The 17,202-nt window shown below is 69.3% G+C and carries 14 protein-coding genes, 1 tRNA gene and 2 riboswitches; of the genes, 2 read left to right on the forward strand and 13 right to left on the reverse strand.

Annotation, left to right across the window (positions count from 1 at the left end):
- Positions 1 to 150: 150 nt before the first annotated feature.
- A tRNA-Glu gene (locus tag BIX52_RS01630) sits at positions 151 to 225 on the forward strand.
- A 420-nt stretch (positions 226 to 645) separates the two neighbouring features.
- Here the strand turns inward: BIX52_RS01630 and gcvPB are convergent.
- From gcvPB to BIX52_RS01670, 8 genes are all read right to left on the reverse strand, one after another.
- Positions 646 to 2,172, reverse strand: coding sequence for an aminomethyl-transferring glycine dehydrogenase subunit GcvPB (gene gcvPB / locus BIX52_RS01635; RefSeq protein WP_075219264.1), 1,527 nt, complete (start codon positions 2,170 to 2,172; stop codon positions 646 to 648).
- Positions 2,173 to 2,175: 3 nt separating this feature from the next.
- The gene (gcvPA, locus tag BIX52_RS01640) at positions 2,176 to 3,498 is read right to left on the reverse strand and encodes an aminomethyl-transferring glycine dehydrogenase subunit GcvPA (RefSeq protein ID WP_075220087.1); all 1,323 of its coding nucleotides are present in this window, start codon (positions 3,496 to 3,498) and stop codon (positions 2,176 to 2,178) included.
- 9 nt (positions 3,499 to 3,507) lie between these two features.
- Positions 3,508 to 3,933, reverse strand: a complete 426-nt coding sequence (locus tag BIX52_RS01645; RefSeq protein ID WP_075219265.1) for a nuclear transport factor 2 family protein — start codon at positions 3,931 to 3,933, stop codon at positions 3,508 to 3,510.
- Positions 3,934 to 3,947: 14 nt separating this feature from the next.
- Entirely contained in the window at positions 3,948 to 4,394 is a 447-nt protein-coding gene (locus BIX52_RS01650; protein ID WP_075219266.1) for an NUDIX domain-containing protein, read from the reverse strand.
- On the reverse strand, positions 4,391 to 4,759 hold the full coding sequence (gcvH, locus tag BIX52_RS01655) for a glycine cleavage system protein GcvH (protein ID WP_075219267.1): 369 nt from the start codon (positions 4,757 to 4,759) through the stop codon (positions 4,391 to 4,393). Before gcvH ends, BIX52_RS01650 begins: the two co-directional genes overlap by 4 nt.
- Before the next feature lies 1 nt (position 4,760).
- The gene (gcvT, locus tag BIX52_RS01660; protein WP_075219268.1) at positions 4,761 to 5,885 is read right to left on the reverse strand and encodes a glycine cleavage system aminomethyltransferase GcvT; all 1,125 of its coding nucleotides are present in this window, start codon (positions 5,883 to 5,885) and stop codon (positions 4,761 to 4,763) included.
- 55 nt (positions 5,886 to 5,940) lie between these two features.
- A riboswitch (glycine riboswitch) is annotated at positions 5,941 to 6,048 on the reverse strand.
- 1 nt (position 6,049) lies between these two features.
- Positions 6,050 to 6,147: riboswitch (glycine riboswitch) on the reverse strand.
- Positions 6,148 to 6,233: 86 nt separating this feature from the next.
- Complete coding sequence (locus BIX52_RS01665; protein WP_075219269.1) at positions 6,234 to 7,238, reverse strand: NAD(P)H-dependent flavin oxidoreductase; 1,005 nt, start codon at positions 7,236 to 7,238, stop codon at positions 6,234 to 6,236.
- Positions 7,239 to 7,319: 81 nt separating this feature from the next.
- Positions 7,320 to 8,177: a MaoC/PaaZ C-terminal domain-containing protein gene (locus BIX52_RS01670; protein WP_075219270.1), complete on the reverse strand. Its 858-nt coding sequence runs from the start codon at positions 8,175 to 8,177 to the stop codon at positions 7,320 to 7,322.
- Positions 8,178 to 8,428: 251 nt separating this feature from the next.
- On the opposite strand from BIX52_RS01670, the gene BIX52_RS01675 reads away from it, so the two are divergent.
- Positions 8,429 to 9,583 carry a CaiB/BaiF CoA transferase family protein gene (locus BIX52_RS01675; RefSeq protein ID WP_108676426.1) on the forward strand — a complete coding sequence of 385 codons (1,155 nt, stop codon included), beginning with the start codon at positions 8,429 to 8,431 and terminating at the stop codon, positions 9,581 to 9,583.
- 66 nt (positions 9,584 to 9,649) lie between these two features.
- Here BIX52_RS01675 and BIX52_RS01680 read toward each other — a convergent pair whose 3' ends face one another.
- From BIX52_RS01680 to pnp, 5 genes are all read right to left on the reverse strand, one after another.
- A complete protein-coding gene (locus tag BIX52_RS01680; protein ID WP_075219272.1) occupies positions 9,650 to 11,074 on the reverse strand; it encodes an FAD-binding oxidoreductase in 1,425 nt (474 codons plus the stop codon).
- 149 nt (positions 11,075 to 11,223) lie between these two features.
- Positions 11,224 to 12,513, reverse strand: a complete 1,290-nt coding sequence (locus BIX52_RS01685) for an SET domain-containing protein (protein ID WP_139312691.1) — start codon at positions 12,511 to 12,513, stop codon at positions 11,224 to 11,226.
- Positions 12,514 to 12,539: 26 nt separating this feature from the next.
- Positions 12,540 to 13,301: a hypothetical protein gene (locus BIX52_RS01690; protein ID WP_075219274.1), complete on the reverse strand. Its 762-nt coding sequence runs from the start codon at positions 13,299 to 13,301 to the stop codon at positions 12,540 to 12,542.
- A 149-nt stretch (positions 13,302 to 13,450) separates the two neighbouring features.
- Entirely contained in the window at positions 13,451 to 14,344 is an 894-nt protein-coding gene (locus tag BIX52_RS23885) for an SHOCT domain-containing protein (protein WP_075219275.1), read from the reverse strand.
- A gap of 321 nt (positions 14,345 to 14,665) precedes the next feature.
- On the reverse strand, positions 14,666 to 16,786 hold the full coding sequence (gene pnp / locus BIX52_RS01700) for a polyribonucleotide nucleotidyltransferase (RefSeq protein ID WP_075219276.1): 2,121 nt from the start codon (positions 16,784 to 16,786) through the stop codon (positions 14,666 to 14,668).
- Between the last annotated feature and the right edge of the window lie 416 nt (positions 16,787 to 17,202).

Raw genomic sequence — 17,202 nt, forward strand, 5'->3', positions numbered from 1 at the left:
TCTGCGGCGCGGCGAACTCGGCAGGGCCGCCGAGGCGGGATGTGGAAAAATCCGCTCCGCCGCCGGAAAAATCGGATTTCGTTTTCGCGAAGGCCGATTTCCCCCTTGGCAGACGGTGTGAGAGCGGCTAGATACCCCTCCACAGCGTTTGCGCCCATCGTCTAGCGGTCAGGACGTCGCCCTCTCACGGCGAAAACAGGGGTTCGATTCCCCTTGGGCGTGCCATCAACATGGCCTTCCCGCGCAGGCTTCTCCCCACACTTCCCCGCCAATACAGGCCCCCGATACACCACGCAGCGTATCCGCAGGTCCGCGTCGCCTCAGCCTGACCGCTGGAGCCTGCCGTCGCCCCAATCCCTTGGCGGAGATGGTGGTGCCTTGCCAAGGAGCCGCAGGCCGGCTTTAGCCGCTTGTCCTTGGCAAGGTGCCGCCATCTCTGCCATGCGGTGCAGGGTGATGGCAGGGTCCAGTGGTCAGGCGGGCCTGACCGTAGGAGGGTCCCGAGCCCGCCGGAGGCTGGGGCGCTGCCGGGCGCTGGGGCGCTGCCGAGGGCTGGGGCGCCTCCAGAGACCGAAGGCCCCGCCCCACGAAAAAGGCGCCGCACGGTCCCCCGCACGGTGCCTCGTCCTCATCGCAGCGCGAGCCTTATTCGGCGGCGTCCAGCACCGGCTGGGGCGCCTCGTAGGTCAGCACGGGCTTGCGTGCGCCCTTCGTCTCGTCCAGGCGGCGGCGGGGGGCGTAGCGGGGCGCCTCGGTAAACCGCTCGGTGTCACCGCGCTTGGCGGCCATGGCGAGGTCGCGCAGGGCGGCGATGAAGATGTCCAGCGAGGCGAGGCTTTCGGACTCGGTCGGCTCGATCAGCATCGCGCCGGGCACCACAAGCGGGAAGTACATCGTCATCGGGTGGAAGCCCTCGTCGATCATCGCCTTGGCGAAGTCGAGCGTGGTGATGCCGGTGTCCTTCAGGAAGCGGTCGTCGAACAGCACCTCGTGCATCGCGGGACGGTCCGGGAAGGCGACGCTCATCAGGTCCGCCAGGGAGGCCTTGATGTAGTTCGCCGACAGGACCGCATCCTCGGACGCCTGCTTCAGCCCGTCGGAGCCGTGGCTCATCATGTAGGCCATGGCGCGGACGTACATGCCCATCTGGCCGTGGAAGGCGGTGAGCCGGCCGAACGGCATTTCGCCCCCAGCCGCGTCCTCGACCCGCTCGACCAGCTCGTCGCCGCGGAAGAATGGCACCGGCGCGAACGGGGCCAGCCGCTCCGACAGCACCACGGGGCCCGAGCCCGGACCGCCGCCGCCATGGGGCGTCGAGAAGGTCTTGTGCAGGTTGATGTGCATGGCGTCGACGCCGATGGAGCCCGGCTTCACCTTACCGACGATGGCGTTGAAGTTCGCCCCGTCGCCGTAGAAGTAGGCGCCGGCCTCGTGGATGGCGTCGGCGATGGCGGCGGCCTCAGGCTCGAACAGGCCGCAGGTGTTGGGGTTGGTCAGCATGATCGCCGCGACGTGCGGCCCCAGCTTCTCCTTCACCGCTTCGACCGACACCGTGCCGTCCGCGCGCGCCTTGATCCCCTCGACCTTGTAGCCGAGCGCGGCGGCGGTCGCGGGGTTCGTACCGTGGGCCGATTCGGGGACCAGCACCGTGCCGCGCGTTTCGCCCTTGGCGGCGATGGCGGCGCGGATGGCCATCATGCCGGCGAGCTCACCCTGGGCGCCCGCCTTGGGCGACAGGGCGACGGCCTTCATGTCGGTCATCTTCAGGAGCCAGGACGACAGCGTCTTCATCAGCTCCAGCGCGCCCGGCACGGTGGACAGCGGCTGCAGCGGATGGATGTCGCCGAAGCCCGGCAGACGCGCCATCTTCTCGTTCAGGCGCGGGTTGTGCTTCATCGTGCACGAGCCGAGCGGGTAGAGGCCGAGGTCGATGGCGTAGTTCTGCCGCGACAGGCGCACATAATGGCGCATCGTTTCGGGCTCGGTGAGGCCCGGCAGGTCGATGGGGGTCTTGCGCCCCAGCGCGCCGAGGCGGGAGGTGTGGGCGGCCGGCTCCGGCACGTCGACGCCGGTCTGGCCGTTGTGGCCCACCTCGAAGATCAGCGGCTCCTGGATGCGCAGCGCCTGGTTTCCGGTGAAGGTCTTGCTCGCGGCCATCTCGTTCTCACCCATGGCTCAGCCCTCCAGCGCGCCGACGAGGGCGGCGATGTCGTCGTCGGTGGTCAGTTCGGTGGCGGCGACCACGATGAGGTCGCCCGGCGCCGACGGGTCGAGGCGCGACACCGGAAGCCCGGCGATGATCCCCTCGGACGCCGCCTTCTCCACACGCGCGGCAGCGTCGCCCTTCACGCGCACGGTGAACTCGTTGAAGAAGGTCTCGTTCAGCACCTCCACCCCGGCGCGCGCCAGGGCGTCGGCGGTGGCGCAGGCGCGCTCGTGGTTCAGCGCGGCGAGGCGCGAAAGGCCCTTCTCGCCCAGCAGCGTCATGTGGATGGTGAAGGCGAGCGCGCAGAGGCCAGAGTTGGTGCAGATGTTCGACGTCGCCTTGTCGCGCCGGATGTGCTGCTCGCGGGTCGACAGCGTCAGCGCGAAGCCGCGCTTGCCGTCCGCATCGGTCGTCTCGCCGGAGAGGCGGCCCGGCATCTGCCGCACGTGCTTCTTTGTCGTGGCGAACAGGCCCACATAAGGCCCGCCGAAATTGAGGGAGTTGCCGATGCCCTGGCCCTCACCCACCACGATGTCGGCGCCCATGGCCCCCGGCGGCTCGATCGCGCCCAGCGCCACAGGCTCGGTGAACACGGAGACAAGGAGCGCGCCCGCCTCGTGCGCCGCCTTGGCGATGGGGCGAAGGTCGACGAGGTGGCCATAAAAGGACGGCGATTGGACGACCACGCAGGCGGTGTCCTTGTCGATCCGCGCCACGATGTCCTCGGTGCCCGTCCAGTCGGCGGGCGCCATGTCGAACGTTACGCCGGTGGAGACGGTGGCGATCACGTCGCGGTATTGCGGGTGGATGCCGCCGGACACCACGGCCTTGCCGCGCTTGGTCAGGCGGGCGGCCATCATCACCGCCTCGGCGGCGGCGGTGGAGCCGTCGTACATCGAGGCGTTGGCGACCTCCATGCCGGTGAGGCGCGCCACCTGGGTCTGGAACTCGAACAGCACCTGCAGCGTGCCCTGGCTGATCTCGGCCTGATAGGGCGTGTAGGAGGTCAGGAACTCCGAGCGCTGGATGAGGTGGTCCACCGTCGCCGGGACGTGGTGGCGGTAGGCCCCCGCGCCCAGGAAGAAGGGCCCGTCCCCCGCCGCGTGGTTCTTGCGCGCCATCGCCGACAGGGCACGCTCCACCGCGATCTCGGACTGGCCCGCTGGCAGATCCATCGGTTCGGTGAAGAGCTTGCCGGCGGGCACGTCGGCGAACAGGTCGTCGATCGCGCCGATGCCGATCTTTTTCAACATCAGCGCCCGGTCGTCAGCCGTCAGCGGATGATAACGCATCATTACTCCTTAAGGGGTCGAGGCGAGAGGTGAGACCGTGCTGCCGATGGCGGCGGCGACGAGGCCGGAGTCGAAGATCTCCTCGAACTCCACGACCAGGCCGTTCTCCACGGTGAAGAAGTGGGCAAGGCGCGTGTCGATCCGCGCCCCGGTGGCGCGGCCGGTGCCGGCGAAGCGGCAAATGGCGGCGACCTTGCCGCCGTCCGCGGCGATCCAGACGCAGGCGAAGGATTCGATGGCGAAGGCGGTGGCGATCGCCTGGATGCGTTCCAGCACCGCCTCCCGCCCGACGAAGCGGCCGCAGAAGACCCCGGACTGGTTGCCCTCGTGGCAGGTGTGGCAGATGCCCTCGCCCATCACGGCGGCGAGGCTTTCCACATCTCCCGCCGCGTAGGCGTCATAGACGGACAGGACCAATTCCTTGGGGGTCTGCATGCGAAATGTCCTTGTTAAATGATCATATGTTCCAACGGGTCGTAGCGGGCGAGCGGCACCGCGGCGAAGGCGATGGCGGGCAGGCTGTCGGGCTTGAAGCGGATCGCCCCGAACTCGTCCGGGGCGAAGAAGCGTCGATCGGTGACGATGCGGTCGGGGTCCTGCCAGGCGGGGTCGATCGCCCCGCCCGTCACGTCGGCGCGGAAGAACAGCTCCACCTGGTGAAAGCCGGTGTCCGCGTTGTGGAACTCGTTGACGAGGGCGAGGCCGCCGACCGCGACCGTGAGGCCGGTCTCCTCGAACACCTCGCGGGCGAGGTTCTCGGTGAGGCTCGCCCCCTTCTCCACACCGCCCCCCGGCGCGCACCACAGATCGCTTTTCCCATCCGGGTAGGCGTTGACGAGGAGGAGCCGGCCCTCCTCGACGATGAGGGCGCGCACGGCGAGGCGGGGCGATGTCACGAGATGGTCTTCAGGTACTCGTCATAGCCGGCCTGATCCATGAACTCGGACAGGTCGGCGGAGGCGGTCTTGATCTTGGCGAACCAGCCCGCGGCCTCGGGCGCCTCGTTGACGAGCTCGGGGGTGGCATCCAGCGTTTCGTTGACCTCGACCACCTCGCCCGCGACGGGGGCGTAGACGTCGGACGCGGCCTTCACGCTCTCCACCACGGCGAAGGCGTCACCCTTGGCGACGGTCTTGCCGACTTCGGGAAGCTCCACGAAGGTGATGTCGCCGAGCTGCTCCTGGGCGTGATCGGTGATGCCCACGGTGAGGATGCCGTCCGCGTCCTCGATCCATTCGTGGTCCTTGGTGTAACGCTTCATCTCAGGTCTTTCGTTTGGCGCGCGATGGCACGAAGGGGAGCGGGGCGACGGTGACGGGCACCGCCTTCCCGCGGACGATTGCGGCAAGCTCCGTGCCGATCTCGTTGTGTCCGGCCTCGACGAACCCCATGGCGATGGGGCCGCCGACGGTGGGGCCGACACCGCCCGAGGTGACGATGCCGACGTCGCGCCCGTCCGCCTGCAGCACCGCACCGGCGCGGGCGGGAACGCGGCCCTCGATCTTCAGGCCGACGCGCTTGCGGGCGGGTCCTTGGGCGGCTTCGGCGAGGATGCGCTCGGCGCCGAGGAAGCCCCCCTCCTCGCGGCGGCGCCTCGGCATGATGAAGCCGATGTCGGCCTCGACAGGGCTGATCTCTTCGCTGAGGTCCTGGCCGTAGAGGCACAGCCCCGCCTCCAGGCGCAGCGTGTCGCGCGCACCGAGCCCGACCGGGGAAACCTTCGGGTTCTCGCACAGGGTGGTCCAGGCGGCGGGCGCGACGTCGCCGGGAAGCGAGATCTCGAACCCGTCTTCGCCGGTATAGCCGCAGCGCGAGATCATCGCGTCGGCGCCGAAGGCCTCGCCATAGGCCGCCGTCATGAAGGTGAGCGCGGAAAGGTCGATGGAGACGAACGGGGCGAGCGCCGCCTCCGCCTCCGGACCCTGGATCGCGATCAGCGCCCGGTCGATCGGCGTGACGGTGACCTTCGGGTCGGCGTGGGCGGCGAAGTGGGCGGCCACCGCGTCCCGCCGCGCACCGTTGACGACGAGGCGCATGTGGTCGCCGAAATTGGTGATGATGAGATCGTCGACCACACCGCCCGCCTCGTTGGTCAGCACCGAGTAACGGGCGGCGCCTTCCTTGAGGCCGTTGATGTTGGAGGGGGTCAGCCGTTCCAGCCAGGCCGCCGCGGCGCCGGGCTCGCTCTCGTCCAGCCGGAGCTGGCCCATGTGGGAGACGTCGAACAGGCCCGCCCCCTCGCGGCAGGCGGTGTGCTCGGCGATGATGCCGGCATATTGCAGCGGCATGGAATAGCCGGCGAAGGGCACCATGCGGGCGCCGGAGGCTTCGTGCGTTTCGGCGAGCGGCGTGCGCTTCAGCGGCGCGTCGTTGGCGGTGTCGGCCACAACATTCTCCCAGTCCACAAGGTCGCACGCCCGGCAGGACTGCCGAGATGTGCGCCCTTCTGTCACGGCACCTGAGAGATTTCCCGGCGTGCTGCCCGAACTGGGATCAGCGGGTGCCGGCTACTCCTTCGGTGGACGGCTGCTGCCGCCGCTTTCCAGAATGTCGTCGACGCGCGGTCCTTTTGCCTGAGAGTTTCCGGGCCGTTGCTCCTTCGGCGCCGCCCCCCCGTACCGGAGGCACGGTCTCTCCCGCGCGCCTCAGAAGAATGTTCGGCCGGCCGCGAAAGTCAAGGCGAGGCGCACGCCGTCCAGCCTTTTGCGCGCGGCCGGCGCGCCGAACGGCCCCGCTCAGGCGTCCACCGCCACACCGCGTCCGGCCGGCGCCGCGCCCAGAAGCCGCGCCCGCGCCGCGTCATATTCGCCCGCAAGACGCGCCACCAGAGCCGCCGCCGGGACCACCTCCTTCACCGCGCCGATCCCCTGGCCGGAGCCCCAGATCTCGGACCACGACTTCGGCTTCGACGATCCGGACCCGAAGTCCATGTTCGACGGGTCACTGGTCGGCAGATGGTCCGGATCCATCCCCTGCGCGGCGATCGACGGCTTCAGGTAGTTGCCCCACACGCCGGTGAAGAGGTCGGAATAGACGATGTCGTCCGCCCCGCCGGCGACGATCATCGCCTTGTAGGCGTCCGCCGCGCGCGCCTCGTCGGTGGCGATGAAGGCCGAGCCGATATAGGCCGCGTCCGCGCCCATCGCCTCGGCCGCCAGAACCGCGTCGCCGCGCGCGATGGCACCCGACAGCACCAGCGGCCCGTCGAACCACTGGCGGATCTCCTGCACCAGCGCGAACGGCGACAAGGTGCCCGCATGGCCGCCCGCACCGGCCGCCACGGCGATCAGACCGTCCGCCCCCTTCTCGATCGCCTTCTTGGCGAAGCGGTTGTTGATCACGTCATGAAGCACAGTGCCGCCCACCGAATGGGCCGCCTCGTTCACCTCCACCCGTGCCCCCAGCGAGGTGATCCACACCGGCACCTTCCACTTCACGCAGATCTCGATGTCCCGCTCCAGCCGCGCATTTGTGCGGTGGACGATCTGGTTGACCGCGAAGGGCGCGGCGGGCCGGTCCGGGTTCGCCTGGTTGTGGCGGTCCAGCTCCTCGGTGATGCGCTGCAGCCAAGCCTCCAGCATCACCGGCTCGCCCGCCTTCTCGCGCGCGTTCAGCGCCGGAAAGCTGCCGATGATGCCCGCCTTGCACTGGGCGATGACGAGATCCGGATTGGAGATGATGAAGAGCGGCGACCCGATGACGGGAAGGCGCAGAGACTTCAGTGTTTCGCGGAATGGCACGGCGTTTCGCTCCTCAATCGTGCCGCGATCCTCGCCCGCCCGCCCCGCCGCCGCAAGACCCGTGCTGTGGCACGCGACGTTTCAGACGGCATACTCGAACCGCCCGTTCGTCAACACCAGCGCATCCCGCTCGGGTACCCGCGCCTCGTAGGCGGCCACCCCCGGCGCAACGTCCCAGATGGCGAAAGCGAGCGTCTCCCCCGGCACCACCGGCGCCGAAAAACGCCCCTCCTGCGCCAGAACCCGCGCCGGATCGTTGCCGCACAGCGCCCTCATCAGCGCCCGGCAGGCCATGCCGAAGGTCGCCATACCGTGCAAGATCGGCCGCGGGAAACCGGACCGCGCGGCGCTCGCCGGATCGCTGTGCAGCGGGTTATAGTCGCCCGAAAGGCGGTAGATCAGCGCCTGCCCCGGCAAGGTCGCCAATGTCACCGTGCGGTCCGGCGCGCGCTCGGGGATCGGCTCGGCGGCCAGCGGCGCCGTGGTCTGCTTGCGCCCGAACCCGCCCTGGCCGCGCGAATAGGCCGACTGGCGCACCACCGCGTGGGCCTCGCCCGTCTCGGCGTCGACGATCGTGCGCTCGGTGACGATCAGCCCGCCCTTCCCCTTGTCGGCCACGTCCGTCACGCGCGTCTTCGCCGTCACCGTGCGCCCCGCCTCCAGCGGCCGCAGGATCCGCACCGCCTGCTCACCGTGGACGATGCGCGAATAGTCGACGCTGGTGCCCGGACGGCTCATCCAATGCGGCGCCATCGCCAGAACGTTGGCGATCGCCGGCATCACCTTCAACTTCGTCTCGTCGACGAAGGCGAGCTCCTCCTCGTCCATCGGGTCCATGCCGTAGCCGAGGCCGAGCGCGTAGATGATGCAATCACGCCACCCCACCGCCTGGGTCACCTCGGGAAGGTCGATGGCAAGGAGAATGTCCGGGTCGAGCATGAAAGGTCCAACATGAAGAGCGGCTTAGTGGCGGCCGAACTTAATCCAAGGGTTAGCTAACGGCCAGCGATCTGTGGCCGTTTGCGCCCCGTTGCGTACCGCGCGGCTTGCATGCCCGTTTGACCTCACATTACGTGAGACGGGCGTTCGCCGCTCCCGGCCGGCGCTCATCGTCCGACACGTCCCCGTCCGCGCCCGTCATGGCCGCCCGCGCGGGGCCGCCCAACCCGCCGCAAAGGGGCCGTCTTTCCATGTTTCCGCTCGAAGGTATCAAGGTGCTCGACCTGTCGCGCGTTCTCGCGGGGCCGACCGCCACGCAGACGCTCGCCGACCTCGGCGCGGAGGTGTGGAAAATCGAGGCGCCCGGCGCAGGCGACGACACACGCGGCTGGATGCCACCCCAGATCGGCGGCGAATCCACCTACTTCATGGCCGCCAACCGCTCCAAGAAGTCCGTCGAGATCGACCTGAAGAACCCCGAGGGTCTGAAGACCGTCCTGGCGCTCGCCGCGCAGGCCGACGTTCTGGTCGAGAATTTCCGCCTCGGCGCGCTGGACCGGATGGGCCTCGGCTACGAGGCGATCTCCAAGCTCAACCCCGCGATCGTCTACGCCTCGATCTCCGGCTACGGGCGTACCGGGCCGCGCGCGGCCGAGCCCGGCTACGACTTCGTCATCCAGGCCGAGAGCGGGCTGATGGCCATCACCGGCGAGCCGGACGGGCAGCCGATGAAGCTCGGCGTCGCCATCACCGATCTCGTCACCGGCATGAACACGGTGCAGGGCATCCTCGCCGCGCTGATCGCCCGCGGTCGCACCGGGCGCGGCCAGCATGTCGACATCTCGCTGTTCGACAGCGCCGTCGCAGCGCTCGCCAACGTCGCAACCGGGCACCTTCAGACCGGCGGCGGCTTCAAGCGCTTCGGCAACGCCCACCCGACCGTGGTGCCCTACCAGACCTTCGACACCGCCGACGGCACGCTCTGCCTCGCGGTGGGCAACGACAGTCAGTTCAGGAAGCTCTGCACCCTCGTCATGGAGCGGCCGGACATGGCGGAGGACGTGCGCTTCATCCGCAACCGGGACCGTGTGGAGCATCGCGGCGCGCTGATCCCGGCGCTGGCGGGCATCTTCTCCACCAAGCCCAACGCCCACTGGATCGCCGCGCTGAAGGCGGCGGGCGTTCCCTGCGGCGAGGTGCGCACCGTGGAACAGGTCTTCGATTCGCCCGAGGTTGCGGCACGCAACATCGTGCTGGAGGTGCCGGACGCCAAGCACGGCACACTGCGCCTCGTCGCCTCCCCCTTGCGCCTGTCCGAGACGCCGCCGCGCTTCCCCTCCGCCCCGCCGCGCCTCGGCGAGCACACCGAGGAGGTGCTGTCCGCCTACGTGAAGGTGCCGGGCTGACCCAGGCACGGCGGTTCGTTCAGGCCGCCCCGCCGACCCAGGCATCTGGCCGCGGCCGGAGCCGGCTCAATCCGGCAGGACCTTGCCGGGGTTGAGGATCCCGGCCGGGTCCATCGCCGCCTTCAAGGCGCGCATCATGGCGAGTTCCACCGGGGCGCGGGCGCGCGTCAGCTCGGCCCGCCGCAACCGGCCGACGCCGTGCTCGGCGGTGATCGACCCGTTGTGCGCCATCACGATGTCGTGGACGATCCGGTTGATCGCCTCGGTCTCGCCCTTCCAGGCCGCATCCGTCCAATCCACCGGACGGATGGGGTTATAGTGCAGGTTGCCGTCCCCCGCGTGGCCGAAGGTGCAGTGGCGCACGCCGGGATAAGCCGCCTCCATCGCCGCATCCGCCTCCGCCACGAAGGCGTCGATCGACGACACAGGCACCGACACGTCGTGCTTCACCCCGGCGCCGGTTTTCTGCTGCACCTCGGCCTGGTCCTCGCGGATCCGCCAAAGCTGCGCCGCCTGGGCCTCTGACGCGGCAATTACCGCGTCGGTGATCAATCCCTCCTCGAGCAGTGCCCCCAGCGCCTCCTCGAGACGCTCGGACAGCGGCGGCTCGGCGCGCGGCCCGTCCGCCTGGATGAGCACGCGCCAGCCCGCCCCCGGCAGCGGATCGGCATGACCCATCGTCTCCTGTGCAAAGCGGAAAGTGTTGGCGTTCATCAGCTCGAACGCGGAGAGGAGCTCGCCCAGCGCCGCGCGCAGCCGGGTCAGAAGCTCCACCGCGGCCGTGGGGGTGTCGACCGCCACCAGCGCAACGCCCCGGTCCACGGGGCGCGGGAACAGCCGCAACGTCGCCGCGGTGATGATGCCGAGCGTGCCTTCAGAACCGATGAAGATCTGCTTCATATCATAACCGGCGTTGTCCTTGCGCAGGCCGCGCAGTCCGTCCCACACCTCGCCGTCCGCCGTCACCACCTCGAGGCCCAGGCACAGCGCCCGCGCGCTGCCGTAGCGCAGCACCTGCACCCCGCCCGCGTTGGTCGCGAGGTTGCCGCCGATCTGGCACGTGCCCTCCGCCGCCAGCGACAGGGGAAAATAGCGGTCCGCCTCCGCGGCCAGATTCTGCACCTCGAGTAGCGTCACCCCCGCCTCCACGGTGATGGTGTCGTTGAGCGGGTCCAACGCCCGCACCCGCTTCAGCCGCGTGGTGGACATCACCACCTCGTCGCCGGTGGCGTGGGGCTGGCCGCCGCCGGTCAGCCCCGTGTTGCCGCCCTGGGGGACGATCGGCGTCCCCGTCTCGGCGCAGATCTTCACCAGCGCCGCCAGCCGCTCGGTCGTGTCGGGGCGCAGCACCAGCGGCGTCTTGCCGGCCCAATTGTCGCGCCAGGACACGCAATAAGGTTCGGTGTCCGGCCCCTCGATCCAGCCGCCCGGTCCGGCGGCCTCCTTCAAGCGGGCGAGGGTGGCGGATTGGATCGGGGCGTGGATGGTCATGTCTTAGTCTCGGCGCCGCGGGGCGGCTTCTGTTCGGTTCGTCAGGGTGCAACATGCCACGCCAGGGCCTCGTCGTCAGGGCGCGTTGCGTCGTCGCCCGGAATTCGATGGCGCCGGGCGGCGAGAGGTGCATCATCGCGCCGTCGCCGTCAGATGGCGCCCATGCACGAGGGGCGGCGTTCGAGAGGCCGCGCGACGGGGACGGGGGCGGGCGCCGGATCCGCCGCGGCGAAGGCATCCAGTGCGGCAAGGCGGGTGCGGGCGAGGCCCGCGATCTGCCGCGCCGGTGGCCCCGCCGCATCCGCCAGACCCGCGAGGCGGCTCCAATAGGCGGCGTTGGCGGCGATGATCTCGGCCTCGACATGGGGAAGAGCGTCCGCCGCTGCCGCATTCGAATGGCACAAGGCCGACGCGCGCAGCACGAAGGCGAGCACGCGGCGGAACGCGGCCCGGTGGCGCGCGGCGGGGATCACCAGCTTGGAGAGCCGCACCTCCCCCGCCTTCCCCGCCGACGCCTGGCCGATGAAGCCGCGCAACGGCGCCACGTCCGGCGGCAGAGGCCCACGGTAGGCGCCGCCGGACGCCGTCACCGTCAGCCGCCGTCCTGCGGCAAGCCCGACCGACACCGGCACCGAGCCGACGAAGTCCGGCGCCGGGTCGACGAACCCGTAGAAGAGCAGAGTTTCCAAGGCGTCATATAGGTTGTAGCGGACGAAGACTTCGCCCGACGCGGCGGGCGCAGCGCTCACCGTGAGGGCCACCGGCGCCGCCATCTCGTCGACACTGAAGGGCTCCGCGCCGAGATGGTGATTGATGCAGTCGACGATCGGCAAGAGCACGCTGACGGGTCCCGCCGCCTCCTGCCTGCCCGCGGCCCCGCCCGGCCCGGCAAGCTCGGGCCGCAGCGCGAACATGCGCGCGTTGAAGAAGGTGGTGAGGGCCAGCGCATCCTCACCCTCCACCGTTCCCGCCCGCTCCATCAGGCTGCGGAACTGGCGCACCTTCACCGCCCCCGCACGCGCGGCGAGGAGGTGGTCCAGCAACGCACCGTGGTCCTTCAGCGCCAGAAGCGGCGACTGGCGGCGCCACGACCCCAGCTTGCCGCACGCATTATAGAGCGCGACCATGTGGCCGAGGATCTCCGCCTGCAGCGGCGTCGCCGCACCGTCCGCCTTGGCGGAGAGATGATCCCCCTCCGCCCGCAGGCTGAAATCGCGCATCCGCGGCATGGCGGCGACGGGTACGCTGAGCTGGCGGCCGGCGGTGGAAGCGGCAGCGCCGCTCTTCACCGCCAGGTCACCGCCGTGCGCGGTGATGGAAAGGGCGGGGTCGAACCACCCGCCCGCGTCGGCCACGCGCGCTGCGATCGCCGTGAGATGCTCGGCCGCCGCGCCGTCGCCGTGGATGTGAGGGAGTGTCATGCTGTGAGGCAGTGTCATGGGGCGTCTCCTCGGCTGGCTGGCGGTCACATGAAGGCGATGGGATCGGGCGCCTCGCCCTCGAACCCCGCCGGCGCGTAGGTCCATTCCACCATCGCCCCGTTCTGCCCGGTGTAGGTCCACTCCACGGCGGCATCCTGGCTATAGGTCCACTCGACCAGGGCCCCGTCCGGCGTCTTGTAGGTCCATTCCAGCACGTCGCTTCCGGCGAGCTTGGCGGCGCCTTCGAACACGGCGCCGTCCTGCGACCGATAGGTCCATTCGAGGACGTCCTCGCCGACGGAGAACAAGAATGCGATGTCCGGCTCGCCGTCCTTCGCCTCCCCGTCGATCCCGTCGAGCTTGAGGTAGAAGTCGACCGCCTCGGTCCCGTCACCGTCCAGCTTCAGGTAGAGGTCGATGTCCGGGGTGCCGTCCTTCGCCTCCCCTTCGACCCCGTCGAGCTTGAGGTAGAAGTCGACCGCCTCGGTCCCGTCGCCGTCCAGCTTGAGGTAGAGGTCGATATCCGGGGTGCCGTCCTTCGACTCCCCGTCGACCCCGTCGAGCTTGAGGTAGAAGTCCACCGCCTCGGTCCCGTCGCCGTCCAGCTTGAGGTAGAGGTCGATGTCGGGGACGCCGTCCTTCGACTCCCCGTCGAATTTAAAGTAAAAGTCGGGGGAAGAACCGCGGCCTCCTCCGATCAAGAAGTCGAGATCGGAGAGCTGGAGAATGTTCGCGTCGAAATGTCCGCCGTTTGCTTTCGGCAGTGCGAACGCGGCCCCATCGTCACGGAAGTTGAACTTGTTCATGTTACACCCATTGCATCGTGGCCGGGGTGGCCTTCCCGAAAGATCGAGAAGCCACACCGCCAAACAATGGGAGCGGGCGCCGCGCTGTGATGACGATCACCCCGCCTCGCCCGAGACGTGACGGGCGTCACCGGAAACCGCGTTGCCGGTCAGAGGCGGGAGAGAAGCTCCGCCTTCTTGGTCTGGAACTCCTCGTCGGTGAGGACGCCCGCCTTGTGGAGCGCCGCCAGCCGTTCGATCAGGCCGATCACGTCACCGCCGGGTCGGGCCTCGGAGGAAGGCGCGGCCGGCGGCTGTGATGGCGGCGGGGCGGGTGCGGCCTGCGGCTCGGTCGTCCACGGCGCGGCATCGAGCGGCGGAGCGGGCTGCGGCTCGGGCGCCCACGGTGCGGGCTGCGGCTGAGGCGGAACGTCCTGCTGCGGTGCCGCCGCCTGCGGTGCGGCCATCTGCGCAGACGCGCCCGCCTGCGCAGATGCACCCCCGGCGATCGACGCCTGGGGCAGCGAAGACAGCGCATATTGGCCATATTGGCTGGAGAAGGAGATCCCCGCGAAGGGATCGCCAGGACCGGACTGCTGCTGCCCCCAGCCGCCGATCTGGTGGTCCTGCGTGTCGAGCAGGATCACCGGGCCGCCGTTGCCGGGGTCGAAGGCGATGCGCCGCGCGTTCGGAAAGTAGGCGTAGCGCACGCTGTTCTGCCCGCCGGTGGACGAGGGCTGGCCCAGCTCCGACGGCCACCAGGCCCCGCCGCCGAAGCTCTGCGGCACTTGAAACAGCACCGTCCCCGCCATGATGTTGGACAACTCGGCGCACAGATTGTCCACCTGCGCCTTCAGGCCGTGGTTGAACATGTCGCCGACCATGGTCATGCCGCCCATCATCCACTGGCCGGAGCCGCCGAGCTCGGGGATGTTGAACTGCGCCATGGTGCCGCCGCCGCGGGCCACCGCCCGCGCCATTTCCTCCACCGCGCCCGTCGACAGGCCGTAACGCGCGGCGATGTCGCCCAGGATCCGGTGGGCATCTCCCGTCAGGTCGCTCATCGCAGGTCCCCCTTGGGCGCCATGGGCGCCGCGTTTCGCCATAAGCGCGCATGACATTTATCGCCACGTGCAGCAAGGCCGTGCGAGCGGCCGCGAGGCCCCCGCTTCGCCCGCACTTGCCGCGGGCATGAAAAAGCCCCCGGCGCCGGCGGCACCGGAGGCTTCGTGTGACGCGCGAACCCTGCCGCCGCGCAATGCGGCGGGTTCGCAGGCCGCCGCTTATTCGGCGGCGTCCTTCAGGCTGGGGCGCCGCCTATTCCGCGGCGTCCTTCACGCTGGGGCGCCGCTTATTCCGCGGCGTCCCTCACGCTGGGCCGCGGCTTATTCAGCCGCGTCCTTGGCGATCTCGGTGCCGGTCTCCTGGTCGACGACCTTCATGGAGAGGCGCACCTTGCCGCGCTCGTCGAAGCCCATCAGCTTGACCCAGACCTTCTGGCCTTCCTTCACCACGTCGGAGGACTTCTCCGGGCGGCCGTTGGTCATCTGCGAGATGTGGACCAGACCGTCACGCGGGCCGAAGAAGTTCACGAAGGCGCCGAAGTCGACGACCTTCACGACCGTGCCCTCGTAGATCATGCCCACTTCCGGCTCGGCGGTGATGCCGCGGATCCAGTTCAGCGCGGCCTTGATGGCCTTGCCGTCGGAGGACGCGATCTTCACCGTGCCGTCGTCGGAGATGTCGACCTTGGCGCCGGTCTTCTCGACGATCTCGCGGATGACCTTGCCACCGGAGCCGATCACTTCGCGGATCTTGTCGACCGGGATGTTGATGACCTCGATGCGCGGCGCATATTCGCCGAGCTCGGCGCGAGCCTCGCCCAGCGCCTTGCCCATCTCGCCCAGGATGTGGACGCGGCCGTCCTTCGCCTGGCCGAGCGCGACCTTCATGATCTCTTCGGTGATGCCGTCGATCTTGATGTCCATCTGCAGCGAGGTGATGCCGTTCATGGAACCGGCCACCTTGAAGTCCATGTCGCCGAGGTGATCCTCGTCGCCCAGGATGTCGCTGAGGACGGCGAACTTGTCGCCTTCCTTGATGAGACCCATCGCGATGCCCGCGACCGGAGCCTTCAGCGGCACGCCCGCGTCCATCATCGCCAGCGAGGAACCGCAGACGGTGGCCATGGAGGAGGAGCCGTTCGACTCGGTGATCTCCGACACGAGGCGGGTCGTGTAGGGGAAGTCGTGGTGCGCAGGCAGCATCGGGTGAACCGCGCGCCAGGCGAGCTTGCCGTGGCCGATCTCGCGGCGGCCGGGGGAGCCCATGCGGCCCGTCTCGCCCACCGAGTAGGGCGGGAAGTTGTAGTGCAGCATGAAGGTCTCCTTGCGGGTGCCTTCAAGCAGATCGACGAACTGCTCGTCGTCGCCGGTGCCGAGCGTCGCCACCACCAGCGCCTGCGTCTCGCCACGGGTGAAGAGCGCGGAGCCGTGGGCGCGCGGCAGGATGCCGACCTCGGCCATGATCGGACGGACCGTCTTCAGGTCGCGCCCGTCGATGCGGGTGCCGTCGTCCAGAATCTGGCCGCGGACGATGGAGGCCTCCACCTTCTTGAAGACGTCGCCGGCCTGCTGCTTGGTCGGCGCGCCCTCGGCGTCGGTGACGAACTCGGCCATCACGCGGGCCTTCACGTCGTCGATCGCGGCGCGGCGGTCGGCCTTCTCGCGGATCGCGTAGGCCTTCTTCAGGTCGGCCTTGGCGAAGGCGGTGATCTTCTCGGTCAGCGCGCTGCGGTCTTCCGGCTGGAACTCGCGCGGCTCCTTGGCGGCCTTCTCGGCGAGGCGGATGATCGCGTCGATCACCGGCTGGAACTCGCGGTGACCGAACATCACCGCGCCCAGCATGATGTCCTCGGAGAGCTCCTTGGCCTCGGACTCCACCATCAGGACGGCTTCGTCGGTGCCGGCGACGACGAGATCGAGGAGCGTATCCTCCATCTGGTCGAGCGTCGGGTTCAGGACATACTCACCGTCGATATAACCGACGCGGGCGCCGCCGATCGGGCCCATGAAGGGAACGCCCGACAGGGTCAGCGCCGCGGAGGCCGCGACCATCGCCAGAACGTCAGGCTGGGTCTCGAGGTCGTGGGCCAGCGTGGTGATGATGACCTGGGTGTCGTTCTTGTAGCCTTCCACGAAGAGCGGGCGGATCGGCCGGTCGATCAGGCGCGACGTCAGCGTCTCATGCTCGGACGGGCGGCCTTCGCGCTTGAAGAAGCCGCCGGGGATCTTGCCGGCCGCAAACGCCTTTTCCTGGTAGTTCACCGTCAGCGGGAAGAAGTCGAAGCCGGGCTTGGGCTCCTTCTCGGACACGACGGTCGCGAGGACGGTGGTCTCGCCGTAGGTGGCGAGGACGGCGCCATCGGCCTGACGGGCGATCTTGCCGGTTTCGAGGGTGAGCGTGCGTCCGCCCCACTCGATGGATTCTTTTTGGATATCGAACATCGTTGTTCTTGCCTTTCATGCGTGTCCGGCGCTGGCGGGCAAGACGGCGAGAGGCTCGGCCCCGCGGGCCTTCGAGGCGGCCCTGAGGGTCGAGCGTCCGGCAATCCTGCCCCACCTGAAGAGCCGGTGGCCCCGGGGGCCGGGCGGCACATCATCGCCACCCGTTCGTCGTCGTTCGTCCTCCCCCGCGGCCTGCTGTGGTGCCGCTTCGGGGACGGTGTCCGGCCCGGATTCGACCGAGCCGGTCCCGGCCCGTTTTCGGGTCCGGGGTTCATCGCCGGCGCTGGTCCGGGCGGTGCCGGCCGGCGGTCCTGACGATGGTTGGCCCGACGATGCGGGCCGGTGCTCCTCGCCTCAACCGGGGCGAGACGATCGCGATAGGGCCACGATGGACGGGCCGACAATCGCGACGGGAA

The sequence above is a fragment of the Acuticoccus yangtzensis genome (assembly GCF_001927245.1).
Taxonomy (GTDB): Bacteria; Pseudomonadota; Alphaproteobacteria; order Rhizobiales; family Amorphaceae; genus Acuticoccus; species Acuticoccus yangtzensis.